We start from the raw sequence: 15,081 nt of genomic DNA, 5'->3' as shown, positions 1-15,081 counted from the left end.
CAGGCGGAACAAACGCGATCTTTAACCCTTTATCATCGAATATGTGATAGATAAACATTCTCTTTTCCGGGTCATTAACATATTTCCTAAGCCTTTGACACTCTGATTCGGTTATCGGCTTACTGCAATTACACATTAGGCAGAAGTAATTATTTGTTCAATTTCTCTTTTTATTTGCGGAGCCTTTTCAATTAGGATCTGATCCATTTTAGTCTGTGGAATACCAAGCGAAACCCTATTTGCTCTTTCCATCGCTCTTTCGATCCAGATTGTTTTTGCATTTCGTACTCTTTGTTTGAATAGTACATTGCTCCTTTTTATTTCCGTGTATATTCCACGATGATACTCTCCAGTATTTCTTAAATCCCATCTTCCCCTGTTTTTAGGATTACGTCTCATTTTTTCGAATCCATATTCGGAATTAGGGGAATAGAAGGGCATATCATTGCCCTCACTATCCTTGCCCTGTAATAAGTTTTCCCGGTTAATATCTTCGAGTTTACTTTCTTTTATAGCATCATCAATTATTTTTGGAACTTCCCGGATCGCCTTCTGAATTCCTCGTTTTAGCGCTATTGGATTCATCCTTTTGTTTTTTAATTAATGGCTTAACATACGGTTTTACTTCTTCTTTGGTTAGCTCCGGGAATGACTTTAATACAAAATCAATCGCGTCCTTTTCGTTAGTGAAAGGTTCGCTAACCTCGGCTTTATATTTACCTAACTGAAATTTCATTATGCAACTTCTGTTTCAATTGATTTTCCAGCGAAATAGCTTGTATCTAACACATAAACAGGATAACCGGAAACCATAGTTTGAAACGAAATCTCTTGACCTGCTACTAAAGCAGCATGAGTGAATGTATAATTTCCGTTCGATTCAGCAACGGCAGTAACAGCTTCTAAAGCCCCGTTTCTGCTCATTTTCCAATTAGCCGGCGTTGTTAATCCTGAAACGATTGTATCTGAGCATAGGTTTGTGATCTTTGCTGTAGTTGTCGTTTGTGCTGCGGCTAATGCCCCTAATTCGATTCTTAAACCGGCAACTGGTGTAATTTCTTTGAAAGAGAATTCGTCACTTTCGAAAGTTCCTGACGCTCCCTGCCAGTAGCTCATTGCATTCGGAGTAATATATACTCTTAAAATAGAGCCTGCTACATCAGCAGATGTTTGAAGTTGCTTAATTCCAACGAATAAACGGCAATCAAAACCTTTTAGCTTTCCGTCTTTTGTTTGAGCAAATAAAGCCGATCCATCATCGAAAACCGGAATGAATTCGTAGCTGTCACTTCCATGAAGCTTTTGTAATTCATTTTGGAAACAATTTCCTTTATTGAAGGTGAAATTATATCCTTTTGTTCCAGGAATAGTTTCAATTACTTCTTTTCTTACAGAAGTCTGTGTATCAGGTTCCTGATCGTTATTTTCAACATTGTAGAATTCGAGCATTCCGATTAACTTATCTTCTCTGATAAGTTGGTCTAATGCTGTTTTTGTAAATGTTGCAGGATCGATTAGCGTTCCTCTAAGCTTTAGTAAAAAACCAACCAGCAGTTTTTCACCGCAAAACATACCCCCTAATCTTGGGATAAGTTCTGAAATATTACAATTCTGTACTTTTAACATTGTATGTAAGTTTAAATTTTTACTTTATATTCGGGGTAACATTCCCCATTGATTGTAATTCCTATATTCAAGTAAACTGCATCCCAAACGTCCATTAAGGCTGTTTTTTCTCCGTAACGTTTAGAACTGGATTCTTTGGCGCTTAACTCAGAAATATCGTTGAATGGAAAGGTTATATACTCGTATTCGTTTGAAAGAGAAATTCCCTTTGTTTCGGATATTCCTTTCTTGAATTTCTCCAGTAAAGGATAAAGAATGAATTTGTATGTATCGATATAGCGTTTTGAATTTAGATCGTGTGCATCACCTTTGGTAATTAAATAGAAATTACAATTAGATAATTCCTTTACTTTATTACCTGGTAATGTGCTTTCTTTAACCCTGTAACCGCTTTGTAACCATATCAGAGGATATTTTGTTTTTGCTTTCTTTAAAATACCCCAAACCTCGAAAATATCACCTTCGATAAAGTTGTTAGTAAAAGTATTCCCGTTATATTCAACGGTAAACTTTTTATTCAGCGTGTTTTCAAGTATTTCGTTATGATTAACCATTACAAACCAAATTCATTTTTAATCGGCATTCCAAAGCGTCTTATATCAGTGTCGAGTAAAGGATATGCAGATTTATTGTCAAGCAAGAACCTCATTAACGAAACTTCGCCATAAGTGTCCCAAACCCCATAATAATCTACACCTCCGTTGATATACCAATACGGTCTACCATCCATTGTATATCCGCTAGGAAAAGCCTTAATTCCTCCATTAAACTTTGTTACGAACCTGTTATAAGCCTGTGTTACCTTTGGGGTAATACTTGCCTTATTTCCAACTTTCCCTTCGACCGCTGCCTCTCCAAATTCTGTTGTTAGAGTTGCGTTGTTTACTTTATATGTGTAGTAGACAAAATCAGCTAATAATGACGATTTCGGGTTTGTTTCAAGCAATCCGCGCCAATGACATTCTTTATCATCACCGTTTATAGCTTTTAGATAACTCTTGCCATTTACTATATCTTTATAGTTTTGAGGCGCACTATCATCTATCCCTCCATCTGTATTAATATACTGCTTAAAGTCTTCCCACATTGACCAACCAAAAGCAAGAGACAAGACATCCTTTTCAACCTGCATAATTGTAGCGTCCAGATCCTCAGATGTTCTGTTGTTAGGATCAGGCTCGTTTACGTTTGGAATCAGATTCCATTGTTCAAAATATGTCTTGTCTATCAGGCTCATGATTTTTTACTTTTTGCTTTACTTTTGGGCTTAGGCTCATTTTCGTTTTGAATTGAACCCCACTTAAGTTTCTCAAATACTTTTGCCGTATTTTCAGGCAATTCGATTACTGAACCCCTCTTGTAATGCCCATTCGTCACTGAAAAATGAAACTTTACCATTGTTATGCTTATGCTTTAGTTAATGCCGTGATCATTGTTGCAATCGCTCCTTTAACAAAAGCTCTCTTATCGTGTTCTTTAATGTAGATATGGCCTCTTGATTCTCCCAAGATTACTCTTTGGTTCTTGATAAAATCATCATTAATCCATCCCATTTCTACATGATAAGGCTCATAGCTGGTAACATCGATTTTACTCGAATCAAAAGCGATAATGTTTCCTGCGGTAACTTGTTTGGTAGAAATAAATCTAAGTCCATTATAAACCATTGATCCACCTAACATCATCTGATCAGAATAAAGGTTTCTTCCCATTGCATCTTTTACCGTAGCAAAATAGGTGAAGAAATCAATAGGGTTCATTAATACAGTATCTACGTAGAAATCCGGTTCGTCAACATAGTTTGGAGAGTTCAACACTTGAACCTGCATTGCGTTTACTACATCAATGATATTTGGATTTACAACAGTTCCTGCAAGTGATCCGGCTGAAAAAGCTGTTGCAGTAGTGTTGATATAAGCGAAAATTTGATTGTCCTTAAAAATATCGTGCTTATCTTTAAGGTAGTTTACAATCATATCCGTAATTCTCGGAATGTCATAAAGCACCTCATCGGTTACATGGATCCAACCCGCAAATTTTGTAGGTGTAACGTATCTGGTTACCCAATCAAGATCTAACTGTGGTTTTGCAGCGCCTTCTGCTACTACCGCAAAATCACCTTCACCCGGAATTGCTTCAACATAAGCCAAAGATTTTTCGGAAGTATTGAAAGTGTTTACCACATCAAATAAATAAGGACGTCTTAATCTTACATTAGGTACGCCTTGTCTTTCGGCTACATAGTTAACCGGAAGAGCAACAGGAAGCGTACCGTTAGCCGTTGTTACAGTTCCTACCGCTTTTGACACATCGAAACCTAAAGCTTTTGAAATATCGATTTTCCCTCCTGATTTCATTTTTTCAACGATTTCAGCGTGATTGTCGGTTACATATTTAAAAACTTTTGCTCTTAAATCCTGCTCATTCTCAACTCCTCCTGACTTTAGTGTTTCTTCGATCGTGTTTACTGTTTCGGAAAGATCACTAATATCCTTTGTTGTTTGGGTTTGACCGTCTAATAGAGGTTTTAAAGCTTCTTTTATAGTTGTGTCAATTTCGTCCTTTCTCACTTTATCTTCGTGAGTTTTTTTGTCAGCCAGGTATTTTTCTTGTTCATCCGGCGACAAAGCATTAATTTCTGCTACTGTTTTGTACTTAAAATCCATTTTTAAAAAATGTTTAGATTAATAATTGATTTTGTTTCACTTTCTGGAGTGGCGTCGGCCGGGTCCTGTTTCGTTGAAGTGTCGGAGACGGGTTCAACTGATGTTGTAGGCGTTGCGGGATTGCTACCTCTTGGAACCGCAGAAACCTCAATGATTTTCTGCTCTAGTACAGCCCAGAAATAACCTCGCTCATCAACATCATCTTTATTAACTACTGAAGGATAATATTTATCCCAGTTTTCTTTTTCTTCTTTCGCCCAATCTGCATTGTTATTTACACATAACTCTAATTTCACATAGCGTAAACCAGCAGAATGTTGTTTTACTTTCCCTTGGATGTACTTTTTAAACATATAAGGGTTATCCTCTTTTTCTGCAATTGAGTATTGAACAAGGCATTCGGTCGAACCTTCATACTCGTAACCTATTTCTTTCCACGACTTTATTTCAACAGCATACTTTACACCTGGTCCTTCTGCTATTATGTGATCAAATTGGCATTTATGCTCCTGCAAGTGTAATCCCTCTTTGGTGTTTTTCGCTGTACGGTTCCATGATCCATTTATTGATACATCACCATGAGAATCATAGAAATTACATGTATTACCAATAGCTGTAATTTTGATTTGATTAACTGAAGAAATATCTACTGATGATCCGGCTTTTATAACCTCATCCTTTTCATTAATTAGGTTCCCAAAAAATGAAACTCCATCACATCTTTTTATAGCACTGCACTTATTTGCAATGACAATTTTTTTATTTTCAATTAGAAACTTTAAAGCCTCTTCACTATTTGAAAATGTTTTGTTAGATATTTCTTTTAGCGTAATCATTTTTTTACCGTTTTATTTTTTGATAAAATTTCTTTCTTCTTTTCAAGCTGATCTTTTAATTGAGGAGATAAATTTTCTTCCTCTTTCAAAAGCTTGTCTATTTTGTTGACCATGTTTTTCATTACGATACCTTTAAAAAGTCATTAAATTGGTGTCTTACTAGGAAATCTTCCCATGTTATATTTTCTTCAATAGCTTTCATATTTTGATAAGTTGTGATAACAGCATTCATAGCGTTTGCCCTATCAATAAAGCCTTTGTTTTCTAGCATCTTTTTCGTCTCGGCGATACTCGGTAGATGATCATACGAGCCGATTAATTTGGTTCCTCTCGCTTGAAAATACAGCGGTGTTTTAGCTGTCAATTCTTTTAGCCAGTTATCTGTTATTGTCTTAACTTGCCCCAGAATAAACCGGGCCTCTGACATCTGTTTATTTTCGTAGGTTGAATCACCAAAGAAATCTTTCGGCACTAAAAAGCAATTACGAATGTTTTCTTTTGCGTTTTCTTGTTGTTCGATAAGCTGCATCTTCCGGTTATCCCTAGTAAGATCAAGCAGTTTTAACGATTCGTTTGTAGCAATGGTATCGCCTACCTTTTCGGCGCGGGCTCCATATTCACCCCGTCCATTTACCTTAATTTCAATATCATTCTTTTGATCAGATGCTAATGGCGCAATCCCATTTGTTCCGGTCGTCTCCCTGCTTAGTACTTTATTCACATTGTTTCCGGAAGTATAAGCCATCGAACTTTGGCTATTCATAACCGTATCTATCGATGATAATATTGAGAAAATGCGTGACATTGGCTTAAAGAAACCGTCTGCATCGTATCTGTCTTTTCCATATCCATTATTCGGTATTGTGTCATAGAAATAGGCTAATTCGAACATTTTTAGCGTTCTTGTCTTTGAATCGGCCAGATGTTCTTTAATTTCCAGTTCGCTAATGGCTTTACGATCTAAAACGTATCTGTTTTTTACCTTTGGAAATGACAGGTTGTTGAATTCAAGGTTGAATAATTGTGGTGAAATGCGAAGGTTTCCGTTCTTAAAGAAATTTCCGTATTGGAAAACAGCTCCGGCAGTAAGGTTATTTACTACCATTTCTTTTATGAAATCTGTTCCGTTCTGGAATGCATTGGGCTGACTTAGGAACTTCACATATTCCGAATCTTCCCGTTCGTTGCCTTTTTCGTCCACTTCCATGATCTTAACCTGAGAAGCGAAATCAGCGTATAAATTAATGCAGTCTTGAAGAAATAGAGTATGTTTGTAATAGTACTTAAGATTATCAACGGCTCTATTATACTCAGAACCAAAACCTAACATACCTAATAATCCGAAACGTGTTGTTTCAAAGTTATAGCTGTGTGTACCATCATCTAACCTTGCATAATAGGGCGGAACCTCAGCACTTGCAAAAGCTGATTTAAAAGCGTCCAACCCATTCCCAATCTTCGTAAAAATGTTCACATTAACTATTTGAAAACAAATGTAGTAGTTGTTATTTATGGTGTTATAGAGTGAAAATAAACTTTGTTTTTTGTATCTTTACTGTATGGAAGTAAAACATTTAAGAGCCGGAAATATTCTTAATGCTGTTGTAAGCAATGGTAAAGAAACATTAAATTTTTATGAGATTGAAGTCTTTGAAATTTTAGCAGATGGAATAAGAGAAGTAAAAGGAATTAAATTTCCTTATGAAAATCTTATTGGTACTCCCTTAACAGAAGAATGGTTGTTGAAGTTTGGGTTCACTAATGACGACAATGAATCATGGTTTTGGTCATTTGATTTTAATGAAAAACAAGAAACTTTTAAATTATTTCAATTAACAGCTGGAGGGAATCCTTTTGGGTTATGGGGTATTGTTGGATGCTCTCAATTAATTAAAAAAATAGAATACGTTCACCAACTCCAAAACTTATTTTTCGCTCTTACAGGTGAAGAACTAACCCTAAAACGCCAATCCTAAATACTCCTTAATCCCCCAGATACAGTACTCCATTGCGTTCATGTAGTGGTCATTCTTTTTTATTGGTCTTTCAGTAGGAATATCATTTATATATTCGTATTCGTATTCATCGTATTCCGATTCGAAGTTTGCATCTTCTACGTAAAATATCCGTGCTTTGGTTATAAACTCAAACCTTGATTTATATGTTGGTTTATTCGTAGGAACCGCATTAAGGTTGTAATTTACTCGTAAATCATTAGTAATCGAAATGTCACTTCCGGGCTCTTTATCCGAAGAATCGGCCCAAATATACGTTACATCACCTTGAGGGATTCCCGCAGAAACTAAAACTTCACCCAGCGGTGTTTCGCCCATTGAATTCATTGGCTTATATAATAACGGCCGGATGTAAAATGATCGATCACCATCATATTTAACCTCAACACATGCAGTAGGGTTGGCAAAACCGTAATCAAGTCCATAGTATTTCGTATAGCCTTTCTTTTTATATTCTTCCAAAGTAATTGGCGTCCATCCCTTATAAATCTTATTTGGTTTTTCTGATTTAAGACCTAACCCATAAACTAACCAATGATACTCTGATTCTGATTTAGTTATTTCATTGTAAATACAGCGTTTTAATTCCTTAAGCTGCCTTTGGGTTAATTCTTTGCTGTTTGCCTCTAAATCGTAGTTTAAAGCCTCAATTTCGCTTAATATTCCAGAAGTAACAGCTTCACACCATTTAACGGGTTGGTAGGATAATATTTGATTTTTACTTTCCGGATTAATAAAAGGATTATCGCGGAATGTTGAATAGTTGATAAATGTACTTTCTTTCAGCTTCTCTTTTTCAATCCAGTGGTTTTGTTTTGGGTTCCAGTCGAAGATAATTAATTTTGACCTTTGGGCCAATTGCTTATATACTTCATGACTGAAGTTGTAAGGCTCATTTATCCAGCAAATAGTCTGTGTCATACCCATTGCGTCGTCTTCATCATCAAGCCCGGTAAACCGCAGCATATTTCCATTATGCTTAAAAGTCCACGTGTGGTTGGTTTTATTCTCAATAAAATATTGTGCAAGGTTTTCGATCTTTAAAAACGCGTCTAATTCTTCAACAGTTATTTCGCCCCTCTCAAACTGTTTTTTACGAACCATTGGATCTTTAAGCCACTCTTTCCAGTCTTTCTCAACAATATCCCGGCAACTCTTTTGCGTATCTCTTAATACTGTTGCTGACGAAATTGGATTCTCATACAAATACAAAAACAAAACCTGAAAATTACTCCAGGTCTTTGTGCTCCTTGAACTGCCCTCTTCAAGCACTAATTTATAAATATGCTCCAACTGCCCCAGCTCGTTAATCTTTCGTTGATTAACCGCTTCCCATATTTTATGGAATACAATAGAGGCTTTAAAGTTAATATTATTCATCGGTTGGTGCTATAATATCAACAGTTATTTTAGACGGCCCTGTTTCGATCTTTTCGCCTTTGGAGGTTATGTCTTTATTATCAGCTAAACCATTAAGTCTTTGTGTTATTGAAGCGTTATAAATTCCTGCCATTCCCCCTTCTATTTGGTCCTGTCTGATAACTCTCTTCACGCGCGAACAGATACGGACATATTCGCTGTATCTTCCGTCTTTATTTTCAAAGTAATCTGTAACATCGGTTATAATATCATTATCATCTAGCCAATTTTGAAATCCTTCAAATGTTAATGGTCTCTGTGCGGGTAATTCGATTATGGGATTAGAAGCTTCTTTAATTTCTTCGCTTATATCACCTAAATCTGCATCCCCATATATCTTAAAATTAATAGCAGCTTTTCTTTGTTCAATTATTTTTATTGGATTGTTTTTTAATTCATCCCTATATAAAGAAAAGTATTCCCACATCTTCTCGGGAGTTTCTATATATTTATTCTTTGCCATAACCTACACCGTTTTCCATTGTTTCCCTGTTACTATATTGTGAATACATCCGATTGATACATTGTACTCTGATTGGAGTTGCTTGTATAAGATGCCGGAATTTCTTTTCATTCTTATTTCTTTTACCTGGTTAGCTGTTAAAATAGCCATCCCATTTCTTTCTCCTGAAGTATTTTTCCTAGTTCTGTTTTTTGCGCTTTCTTCTCTTGTAATGAAATCCACATTGTCTACATGATCATTTAAAACGTTTCCGTCTAAATACCTCAGCACCTCATTTGGCTCCGGTTCCTGCTTGAATGTTTTAGCTACTAACCTTCCGCATTGATAGCTTGTTATTCGGCCTCTCCTGTCTACTAAGGTAACTTTAAACCTTCCACATGAAATACTTTTACTGAGGACTATATTTCGCTTATTGATTATGCTTTTTACCCTTGCATATGTTGAGATCATATAACGCCCCTCATAACCTTCTATATCCTCCCAGATTTCATCTTCGAAGCTTTCAATATCTGTACTTAACAATCTTCTTACATCCTCCTTCATTGCTGAAAACTTAAATTAACATTCAATTATTCCTTTCTTCTTTCGACACGCCCTTTAAGTCAACGCCAAACATTTTATTTAATGGATCAATAGCTTCTTGACTTACTCCCATTAATTTTAGTTTAAGATTGGTAATTTCAGACTGCATTTCCCTTTCTCGATTAGAAGCATTTTTTAACACTTTTTCTAATCCTTCATAGCGATATTCAGCATGTTCATAATTATCAACTAAGATTTTTATACTTTTTAATATCGTCCACTTGTGAAAGAATTTTGGAACTCTTTTGTAATACCACCAAAATACAACGTGGTTTATTTTTATAATAATTTTATCCATATGTTTAAAAAAATTCCATTGTTGATCTTTGCTCAGGTGTTGTTTCCGGAATTATTCTTTTTAGGCTTTCACCTTGTCTCATGCTTCTCGGCTTTTGTGGTTCCGGCGGAGGTGGGCAGCTTTTCAAATCCTCTAGTGTTATAGCTCCATATACTACCTTTGGATATTTCTTTATACTATCATAAGCCTTTTGTGCCTCCTCTAATGTCTTCCATTTAGCATCCCATATTTCCGGTAAATTGTAAATATTAGCAGGTATGCCTTTTTGGGTTACAACCCTCCATCTTTTTACAGGAATAGACTTGTCCCATAAAACAAATCCTAAAAACTTAACTGGAACATGATCTCTTCCGTCCACTTCTTTCTGGATGATAAAACAATCATCTGCTGTTTGTACTATTCTAAAGTTTCCTTCCATATCCTTAATCAAAAAAACCTCCCCATTTTAAGAGTGAAAAAGTTATCACAGAGGAAATAAGGCTATGCCAGAAATTATTGTTTCCTTCCTTTGGCTTTCCATGACTGTGAGCTTGTAACAACAATGCTATTGCATAAAGAATCACTAAAATTATTTGCGGTGTTCCCATCCTTTTATATTTGTATTAAATTAAAATCCCACTACCATTTCAGCAGTGGGACACCAAATCACAAAATATTAATATGAAAAAAATATATTCCCTCTGCATTAAATCAACAACATTAAAAAGAGCTTCTCAGACTTCTTTTTCTTTCTCTAATTTCTCTACTTTAATTAAAAGATACCTTACTAATTCTGTTAACTGATAATCGTATAAGTACAACTTAGGATTTTCCTTTAATTTCGCTATTAAATCTTCTACTTCTTTTTCGTTCAACACCATACTTAAAATATTTTGTGGACAGTGAGGGTGTCGATCCCTCGAGGCTTATTATTTTCACCTCCTAACCTTAGCAGTCCAGTTGCCGGTCTTTCCCGGTGGTCAACCTCAATTTACATTAAGGATTTTATTTTATTATGAAGACTTGCTGATGCTCCCGGTGACAACCCGTGATTCTCTACCTTGCTCCTTCATTGCCTATCCACGGCGGTAGCGCATTACCTATATGCTAGCATCACGTTTAATTTAATAAGTTGTCAAGTAAATTTCTTATTCCCAAATAACAGAACACAAAGCCTATGCTGTACAAAATTACATTCTGCATGTTATCAAGTGCCGCGTTCAGACACATTAAATAAACAGCACAAAAGACTTGAATGATAGATAAAATTGTATTCCACTTCATTAGTTATCTTTAATTTTTACTTATTACCCTTGTTTTCGCCGCTTCCAGTGATTTTAATTTAACCTCTGGTGTTCTATAGATTATCTCATCTGTTGCAGTCCAATTAGCTTTTATTTGTTCGAGTGTCATAAATTAAGCCTTGATTTTATTACGTCATAAATTTCATTAAACCTCTTTTCAAATATTTCCTTATCAATCTCAATCGTATTTTTATCCCATGTTTCTTGATAATACTTGACGGTATGATCTTCAATATATTCAATAGAAGGGAATTCGGTGTTTACTCTTACCTTTACACAAAAGCCTCCGTTATTGTAAAATATTGAATCGCCGATGGCAAAATATTTATATTTAGTTATCATTGTTTAAATTTTAACTCTTTCAACCAATAAACAATTAAACAAAAGTTAATCGCCGCAATTATTGAACTAGAAATTTCACCTGACGTGCATTCAGTATAAACGAGACTTTTTAAACTAAGTAACAATGTCATTACTGCAAGCCCCATAAAAAATTAAGCTATAAATTTCATTTTTATTTTCCTTTTAATTAAAACCAAGCACCCTCCTTCATCAACCATCGCTCCACCCCCTCTGCAATCATCATCTGTGCTTGGAAATTCTAAAAAACACTTAATCATTACTTACTTTTAATAACCTTAAACCAAACTATCTCAGCGTTAGGATCATCAAAGTTTTTTATCTCATTCCAATCATCACATAAAATCTGGATGTCTGTGTACTCTTTTTCCTGATCATCTATGTAATAATAGTTTTTAGGTTTTGCAAAATCACAAGGCCATTTAACCTTTGTGTATTGCTCCCATTGTATTCCATATTCCTCATTCCTGTACTTACTGATATGCTCATCTTCCATTGCTATATGGATTATGCATTTCCATTTAATATCTTCAGGCGTTAGAATATTCATTTTTTAATTCCTTTATCTTTTTCCGGTAATATTCAATCTTTTCTTTAATCTCTGGGACTGAAAGTTTTAAAGCTAAATTTTTGTGTAAGACTAAATTTGAATAAAGCTCCAGACCTATCCTTTTAGGCAGTCTTATTGAGTATTCTGCTAAGTTTCCGTGTTTATGTAAATTACATTCAACACAGGACACATGAACATTATTCTCGTTAAACCTTAAATTTGGATGGCTTCCCACCGAGAAAAAATGTGAGGCATGGCCATTTCCTTCAATTTTACATCCACAACTTATGCACGGCAACCCTTTATCTCTTTCACGGATAAACTCATTGAAAACTTTTTGCAGGTCTTGTAACCAATCCTTATGAGTTTTTAGCTTCTCCTTTCTGACCTTCTTCTCTTTTTGCCAAGCTCGGGCTTCCTGCTTTTGAATATTTGACTTACCAAAAGAAATTGCGCAGGTCGTACTACATACTTTCTGAGTCGTTCTGAATGGAATGAACTCTTCTCCACATACTGCGCACTTCTTCGGCTTTATCTCCTTCATTTCCAACCGCTTTACAGTAAATTTACGAAGATCAATTTTCTATTCCAAATAAATTTTAAACTTTTTTTAGTTTTTTCTAACAATTTTTTTCGATTAATCTAACTGACAATTATTTTACGGAAATCCGTAATAAAAAAGTTGCCATTTTACGGTTTCCCGTAATGGATTGCAATATATCCTCCGTATCTTTACTAAGTCAAATTAATCAAAACAGTTTAACTAAAAACCGAACCCCAATGTGATAATGGCGGGATTAAAAAAAATGAAAAATCAAGTTGATTTAAGCCCAATGAAACAAGATGCTCTTTATGCTTACCTTGAGTATTGCAAATCAGTTCAGGTAGTTCCTAACAAGGAAGTTTATGAAACCATTGTTAAGTTCTACGATTCAAGTAAAATTGATTCTTTAATTTCATTTATTGAGATTGAACACGGGAATTTCGAAAGAGGCAAAAATAATCCTTCTGACGTGGAAAGCTTTGTTCAGAGATTTTTACAACAGTTCGAATTAAAGCCCTTTGAACTATCCCAAATGGTAAAGCTGGATAATGATTCAGAAAAGGAGATAGAGCAGTCAGTGAATTATGATCCTTCTGAGCATTGGATGTGTATAACACACGATACAAGTTCAATAACCCTTCGAGTGGAAAACTGGTATAAACTGGAAGAACTTGTAACAAAAACCTTAAGCAAATTGTAAAACAAAAGCCCTCTTAACTGAGGGCCTTTTTTGTCAAATTAATCTTAGTCGTTAAACTAAAACCATTACAAATGTACAAAATCAGCCCGATGTTTAAAGTATTTCGAATATTAATGTTTTATCTGGGTTGAAGGTGCGGGAACATCGTAAACAAAGTCATTATTGGACTTGCTTAGGCCATTTAATATATATTTTAATCCTGCAGAAGTCATATTCAAGTCTCTACATGCTGATTTGATACTATCCCACCTTCTTCCGGTTTTCAAACACTTTACTGGCTTATAATGCTTTTGTTTTCCTATCCACTGTGACGATCATAAGTTTTTGTTAAACCTTCTTTCCAAGCGTGTCGAGTATTATCACCTAAACTTAACCATTCTAAGTTCTCAATATCGTTATTCAACTTGTTTCCGTCTTTATGATTAACTGTGTATAATTTTTCAGGATTAGGAATAAAAGCTTTAGCTATTAAGCGGTGAAGAAAATGACTAGTTTGTTTTCCATCTTTACTTAGAATAAATTTTCTGTACCCATATCTTGTGATAGAACCTTCTAGAATTCTTTCTGGGAATAAAAAATTAAATTTTATAGCCCCTCTATTTGTCGATTTAGTATAATTAATACCTTTAACCCTTCCAAAGTTTGAAATCTGATATAATTTTTCAAATCCTTCTATGTCATTCCAAATCTCTCCAGGTAGATTTGCTATTTTAATTGCTATTTTTTTATCAGCTAGCTTTTTTCTAGCTTTTTTGTTATCAAAAGTCCATTTACATTTATGAGAACAAAATTGTTTCCGGAGATCTTTTGATTGAAATTCTTTGCTACAAGTTTTACAATTTTTCATAATATCTCAAAAATTAAAGATTTATTTAAATCTATAGTAATTCCAAGCTCTATTTGTTGTGCTTCTATTGCTGAGATGAAGGATTCTAGGGCTGTTTTATAATAGTCATCAGGATCTTTATAGTTACGAATATAATCTCCTAATTTATCAACTAATCCTTTCGCTATTTCTTCAGTAAGTTCGGAGCCTTTGCAGATACGTATAATTTTATTGTCTAACCATAACTGAGTGTATTTTGGAATTTCAAATAAATCTCCTTCCACAATAAGAAGTCTTTTCTGTAATTGCAAGTCTAAATGCTTCATTATTTTACTTTATTAGGTTGTTTTCTGATAGGATGGAATCTTTAGTTGCTCCATTGTGTAATAAGGCGCTTCCTTCACTTGGTAATTTCCCCACAATTCTCTTCTGCTGTTCCTTCTGGACTAAATCGCATGCAGCGAATAGGAAAGTATTGAACTCGTCATTACTCATTAATTGATCTTGAAAATCGTTCAATAAATCATCCCAATCTACAAAGCCATTTTCATCAGCGTACTCGTCAAAAATCTTTTGTTTTTCTATATGTGACATATTATTTAACTTTAATTTTTAATCTTATAGTTTGAAAGTCTTTCTCACTAATTATTTTCGCAGCGTGATATATTCTTTGTTCATTATTACAAACCTGAAATAACCTATAATGAGGCTTTTCTTTGTCATAATTTCGTAAAGCCAACACTGGGAAATCTTTGCCCTCCTCCATTACGGCAACGTGGTACATGTAGTGGAATTTACTTCGAGTCTTGAAATGGAAAACCTGTAATAAGTCTCCTACCAAAATCTGTTTACCTGTTTTATCAAAATAAATATTGTTTTTTCGTCCTTCTAAATCCATAATTTAATATTTTAG

Annotated in this window: 23 protein-coding genes; 2 read left to right on the top strand and 21 right to left on the bottom strand. The window is 34.8% G+C overall.

Features of this window, described 5'->3' with window-relative positions:
* Positions 1–135: 135 nt before the first annotated feature.
* The 9 genes from H560_RS23000 to H560_RS0115200 form a co-directional block, all read right to left on the bottom strand.
* Complete coding sequence (locus H560_RS23000) at positions 136–585, bottom strand: hypothetical protein (protein WP_155845024.1); 450 nt, start codon at positions 583–585, stop codon at positions 136–138.
* Positions 521–736 carry a hypothetical protein gene (locus H560_RS0115240; RefSeq protein ID WP_027380834.1) on the bottom strand — a complete coding sequence of 72 codons (216 nt, stop codon included), beginning with the start codon at positions 734–736 and terminating at the stop codon, positions 521–523. Before H560_RS0115240 ends, H560_RS23000 begins: the two co-directional genes overlap by 65 nt.
* Entirely contained in the window at positions 736–1,626 is an 891-nt protein-coding gene (locus H560_RS0115235; RefSeq protein ID WP_027380833.1) for a hypothetical protein, read from the bottom strand. Before H560_RS0115235 ends, H560_RS0115240 begins: the two co-directional genes overlap by 1 nt.
* A gap of 11 nt (positions 1,627–1,637) precedes the next feature.
* Positions 1,638–2,180, bottom strand: a complete 543-nt coding sequence (locus H560_RS0115230) for a hypothetical protein (protein ID WP_027380832.1) — start codon at positions 2,178–2,180, stop codon at positions 1,638–1,640.
* The gene (locus H560_RS0115225) at positions 2,180–2,863 is read right to left on the bottom strand and encodes a hypothetical protein (RefSeq protein ID WP_027380831.1); all 684 of its coding nucleotides are present in this window, start codon (positions 2,861–2,863) and stop codon (positions 2,180–2,182) included. The genes H560_RS0115230 and H560_RS0115225 overlap by 1 nt, the downstream gene beginning before the upstream one ends.
* A 169-nt stretch (positions 2,864–3,032) precedes the next feature.
* Positions 3,033–4,292, bottom strand: coding sequence for a phage major capsid protein (locus H560_RS0115215; protein WP_027380830.1), 1,260 nt, complete (start codon positions 4,290–4,292; stop codon positions 3,033–3,035).
* Between the two features lie 2 nt (positions 4,293–4,294).
* Positions 4,295–5,128: a hypothetical protein gene (locus H560_RS0115210; protein WP_027380829.1), complete on the bottom strand. Its 834-nt coding sequence runs from the start codon at positions 5,126–5,128 to the stop codon at positions 4,295–4,297.
* Positions 5,125–5,250, bottom strand: coding sequence for a hypothetical protein (locus H560_RS23635; protein ID WP_262486290.1), 126 nt, complete (start codon positions 5,248–5,250; stop codon positions 5,125–5,127). Before H560_RS23635 ends, H560_RS0115210 begins: the two co-directional genes overlap by 4 nt.
* Positions 5,250–6,458: a phage portal protein gene (locus H560_RS0115200; protein ID WP_228372492.1), complete on the bottom strand. Its 1,209-nt coding sequence runs from the start codon at positions 6,456–6,458 to the stop codon at positions 5,250–5,252. The genes H560_RS23635 and H560_RS0115200 overlap by 1 nt, the downstream gene beginning before the upstream one ends.
* Positions 6,459–6,687: 229 nt before the next feature.
* Between H560_RS0115200 and H560_RS0115195 the strand changes: the two genes are divergently transcribed.
* Positions 6,688–7,104, top strand: a complete 417-nt coding sequence (locus H560_RS0115195; RefSeq protein WP_027380827.1) for a hypothetical protein — start codon at positions 6,688–6,690, stop codon at positions 7,102–7,104.
* Here the strand turns inward: H560_RS0115195 and H560_RS0115190 are convergent.
* From H560_RS0115190 to H560_RS0115135, 8 genes are all read right to left on the bottom strand, one after another.
* Positions 7,087–8,523: a phage terminase large subunit gene (locus tag H560_RS0115190; protein ID WP_027380826.1), complete on the bottom strand. Its 1,437-nt coding sequence runs from the start codon at positions 8,521–8,523 to the stop codon at positions 7,087–7,089. The two genes, H560_RS0115195 and H560_RS0115190, sit on opposite strands and share 18 nt — an antisense overlap.
* Positions 8,516–9,025, bottom strand: coding sequence for a terminase small subunit (locus H560_RS0115185; protein ID WP_027380825.1), 510 nt, complete (start codon positions 9,023–9,025; stop codon positions 8,516–8,518). Before H560_RS0115185 ends, H560_RS0115190 begins: the two co-directional genes overlap by 8 nt.
* Before the next feature lie 3 nt (positions 9,026–9,028).
* Positions 9,029–9,568 (bottom strand): NUMOD4 domain-containing protein, encoded by a 540-nt coding sequence (locus H560_RS21780; RefSeq protein ID WP_034752989.1) that lies wholly within the window; start codon positions 9,566–9,568, stop codon positions 9,029–9,031.
* Between the two features lie 22 nt (positions 9,569–9,590).
* Positions 9,591–9,905 (bottom strand): hypothetical protein, encoded by a 315-nt coding sequence (locus H560_RS0115175; protein WP_027380824.1) that lies wholly within the window; start codon positions 9,903–9,905, stop codon positions 9,591–9,593.
* Positions 9,906–9,909: 4 nt separating this feature from the next.
* Positions 9,910–10,323 (bottom strand): hypothetical protein, encoded by a 414-nt coding sequence (locus H560_RS0115170; RefSeq protein WP_155845023.1) that lies wholly within the window; start codon positions 10,321–10,323, stop codon positions 9,910–9,912.
* Between the two features lie 970 nt (positions 10,324–11,293).
* Positions 11,294–11,530: a hypothetical protein gene (locus H560_RS0115150; RefSeq protein ID WP_027380822.1), complete on the bottom strand. Its 237-nt coding sequence runs from the start codon at positions 11,528–11,530 to the stop codon at positions 11,294–11,296.
* Between the two features lie 277 nt (positions 11,531–11,807).
* Entirely contained in the window at positions 11,808–12,098 is a 291-nt protein-coding gene (locus tag H560_RS0115140) for a hypothetical protein (RefSeq protein ID WP_027380821.1), read from the bottom strand.
* Positions 12,079–12,642: a recombination protein NinG gene (locus H560_RS0115135; RefSeq protein ID WP_034752986.1), complete on the bottom strand. Its 564-nt coding sequence runs from the start codon at positions 12,640–12,642 to the stop codon at positions 12,079–12,081. The genes H560_RS0115140 and H560_RS0115135 overlap by 20 nt, the downstream gene beginning before the upstream one ends.
* A 262-nt stretch (positions 12,643–12,904) precedes the next feature.
* Between H560_RS0115135 and H560_RS0115130 the strand changes: the two genes are divergently transcribed.
* Positions 12,905–13,342: a hypothetical protein gene (locus H560_RS0115130; RefSeq protein WP_155845022.1), complete on the top strand. Its 438-nt coding sequence runs from the start codon at positions 12,905–12,907 to the stop codon at positions 13,340–13,342.
* Between the two features lie 298 nt (positions 13,343–13,640).
* Here the strand turns inward: H560_RS0115130 and H560_RS21775 are convergent, their stop codons facing one another.
* Genes H560_RS21775 through H560_RS0115110 form a run of 4 tightly spaced genes read right to left on the bottom strand, consistent with a single transcriptional unit; the run spans position 13,641 to position 15,066 of the window.
* A complete protein-coding gene (locus H560_RS21775; RefSeq protein ID WP_051289353.1) occupies positions 13,641–14,189 on the bottom strand; it encodes an NUMOD4 motif-containing HNH endonuclease in 549 nt (182 codons plus the stop codon).
* Positions 14,186–14,494 carry a hypothetical protein gene (locus H560_RS0115120; protein WP_027380818.1) on the bottom strand — a complete coding sequence of 103 codons (309 nt, stop codon included), beginning with the start codon at positions 14,492–14,494 and terminating at the stop codon, positions 14,186–14,188. Before H560_RS0115120 ends, H560_RS21775 begins: the two co-directional genes overlap by 4 nt.
* Positions 14,495–14,498: 4 nt before the next feature.
* The gene (locus H560_RS0115115; protein ID WP_027380817.1) at positions 14,499–14,762 is read right to left on the bottom strand and encodes a hypothetical protein; all 264 of its coding nucleotides are present in this window, start codon (positions 14,760–14,762) and stop codon (positions 14,499–14,501) included.
* A 1-nt stretch (position 14,763) separates the two neighbouring features.
* A complete protein-coding gene (locus H560_RS0115110) occupies positions 14,764–15,066 on the bottom strand; it encodes a hypothetical protein (RefSeq protein WP_027380816.1) in 303 nt (100 codons plus the stop codon).
* Positions 15,067–15,081 lie beyond the last annotated feature (15 nt).

It is taken from the genome of Chryseobacterium daeguense DSM 19388, from assembly GCF_000430825.1.
GTDB classification, from domain to species: Bacteria; Bacteroidota; Bacteroidia; order Flavobacteriales; family Weeksellaceae; genus Chryseobacterium; species Chryseobacterium daeguense.
Note: the sequence above shows the minus strand (reverse complement) of the source record. Positions and strands in the feature narration are given on the sequence as shown.

Bases quoted from the DNA above. Each gene is read 5' to 3' on its own strand.
- H560_RS23000 (WP_155845024.1), bottom strand. From the start codon at position 585: ATGAATCCAATAGCGCTAAAACGAGGAATTCAGAAGGCGATCCGGGAA.
- H560_RS0115240 (WP_027380834.1), bottom strand. From the start codon at position 736: ATGAAATTTCAGTTAGGTAAATATAAAGCCGAGGTTAGCGAACCTTTC.
- H560_RS0115235 (WP_027380833.1), bottom strand. From the start codon at position 1,626: ATGTTAAAAGTACAGAATTGTAATATTTCAGAACTTATCCCAAGATTA.
- H560_RS0115230 (WP_027380832.1), bottom strand. From the start codon at position 2,180: ATGGTTAATCATAACGAAATACTTGAAAACACGCTGAATAAAAAGTTT.
- H560_RS0115225 (WP_027380831.1), bottom strand. From the start codon at position 2,863: ATGAGCCTGATAGACAAGACATATTTTGAACAATGGAATCTGATTCCA.
- H560_RS0115215 (WP_027380830.1), bottom strand. From the start codon at position 4,292: ATGGATTTTAAGTACAAAACAGTAGCAGAAATTAATGCTTTGTCGCCG.
- H560_RS0115210 (WP_027380829.1), bottom strand. From the start codon at position 5,128: ATGATTACGCTAAAAGAAATATCTAACAAAACATTTTCAAATAGTGAA.
- H560_RS23635 (WP_262486290.1), bottom strand. From the start codon at position 5,250: ATGAAAAACATGGTCAACAAAATAGACAAGCTTTTGAAAGAGGAAGAA.
- H560_RS0115200 (WP_228372492.1), bottom strand. From the start codon at position 6,458: ATGTTAGGTTTTGGTTCTGAGTATAATAGAGCCGTTGATAATCTTAAG.
- H560_RS0115195 (WP_027380827.1), top strand. From the start codon at position 6,688: ATGGAAGTAAAACATTTAAGAGCCGGAAATATTCTTAATGCTGTTGTA.
- H560_RS0115190 (WP_027380826.1), bottom strand. From the start codon at position 8,523: ATGAATAATATTAACTTTAAAGCCTCTATTGTATTCCATAAAATATGG.
- H560_RS0115185 (WP_027380825.1), bottom strand. From the start codon at position 9,025: ATGGCAAAGAATAAATATATAGAAACTCCCGAGAAGATGTGGGAATAC.
- H560_RS21780 (WP_034752989.1), bottom strand. From the start codon at position 9,568: ATGAAGGAGGATGTAAGAAGATTGTTAAGTACAGATATTGAAAGCTTC.
- H560_RS0115175 (WP_027380824.1), bottom strand. From the start codon at position 9,905: ATGGATAAAATTATTATAAAAATAAACCACGTTGTATTTTGGTGGTAT.
- H560_RS0115170 (WP_155845023.1), bottom strand. From the start codon at position 10,323: ATGGAAGGAAACTTTAGAATAGTACAAACAGCAGATGATTGTTTTATC.
- H560_RS0115150 (WP_027380822.1), bottom strand. From the start codon at position 11,530: ATGATAACTAAATATAAATATTTTGCCATCGGCGATTCAATATTTTAC.
- H560_RS0115140 (WP_027380821.1), bottom strand. From the start codon at position 12,098: ATGAATATTCTAACGCCTGAAGATATTAAATGGAAATGCATAATCCAT.
- H560_RS0115135 (WP_034752986.1), bottom strand. From the start codon at position 12,642: ATGAAGGAGATAAAGCCGAAGAAGTGCGCAGTATGTGGAGAAGAGTTC.
- H560_RS0115130 (WP_155845022.1), top strand. From the start codon at position 12,905: ATGAAAAATCAAGTTGATTTAAGCCCAATGAAACAAGATGCTCTTTAT.
- H560_RS21775 (WP_051289353.1), bottom strand. From the start codon at position 14,189: ATGAAAAATTGTAAAACTTGTAGCAAAGAATTTCAATCAAAAGATCTC.
- H560_RS0115120 (WP_027380818.1), bottom strand. From the start codon at position 14,494: ATGAAGCATTTAGACTTGCAATTACAGAAAAGACTTCTTATTGTGGAA.
- H560_RS0115115 (WP_027380817.1), bottom strand. From the start codon at position 14,762: ATGTCACATATAGAAAAACAAAAGATTTTTGACGAGTACGCTGATGAA.
- H560_RS0115110 (WP_027380816.1), bottom strand. From the start codon at position 15,066: ATGGATTTAGAAGGACGAAAAAACAATATTTATTTTGATAAAACAGGT.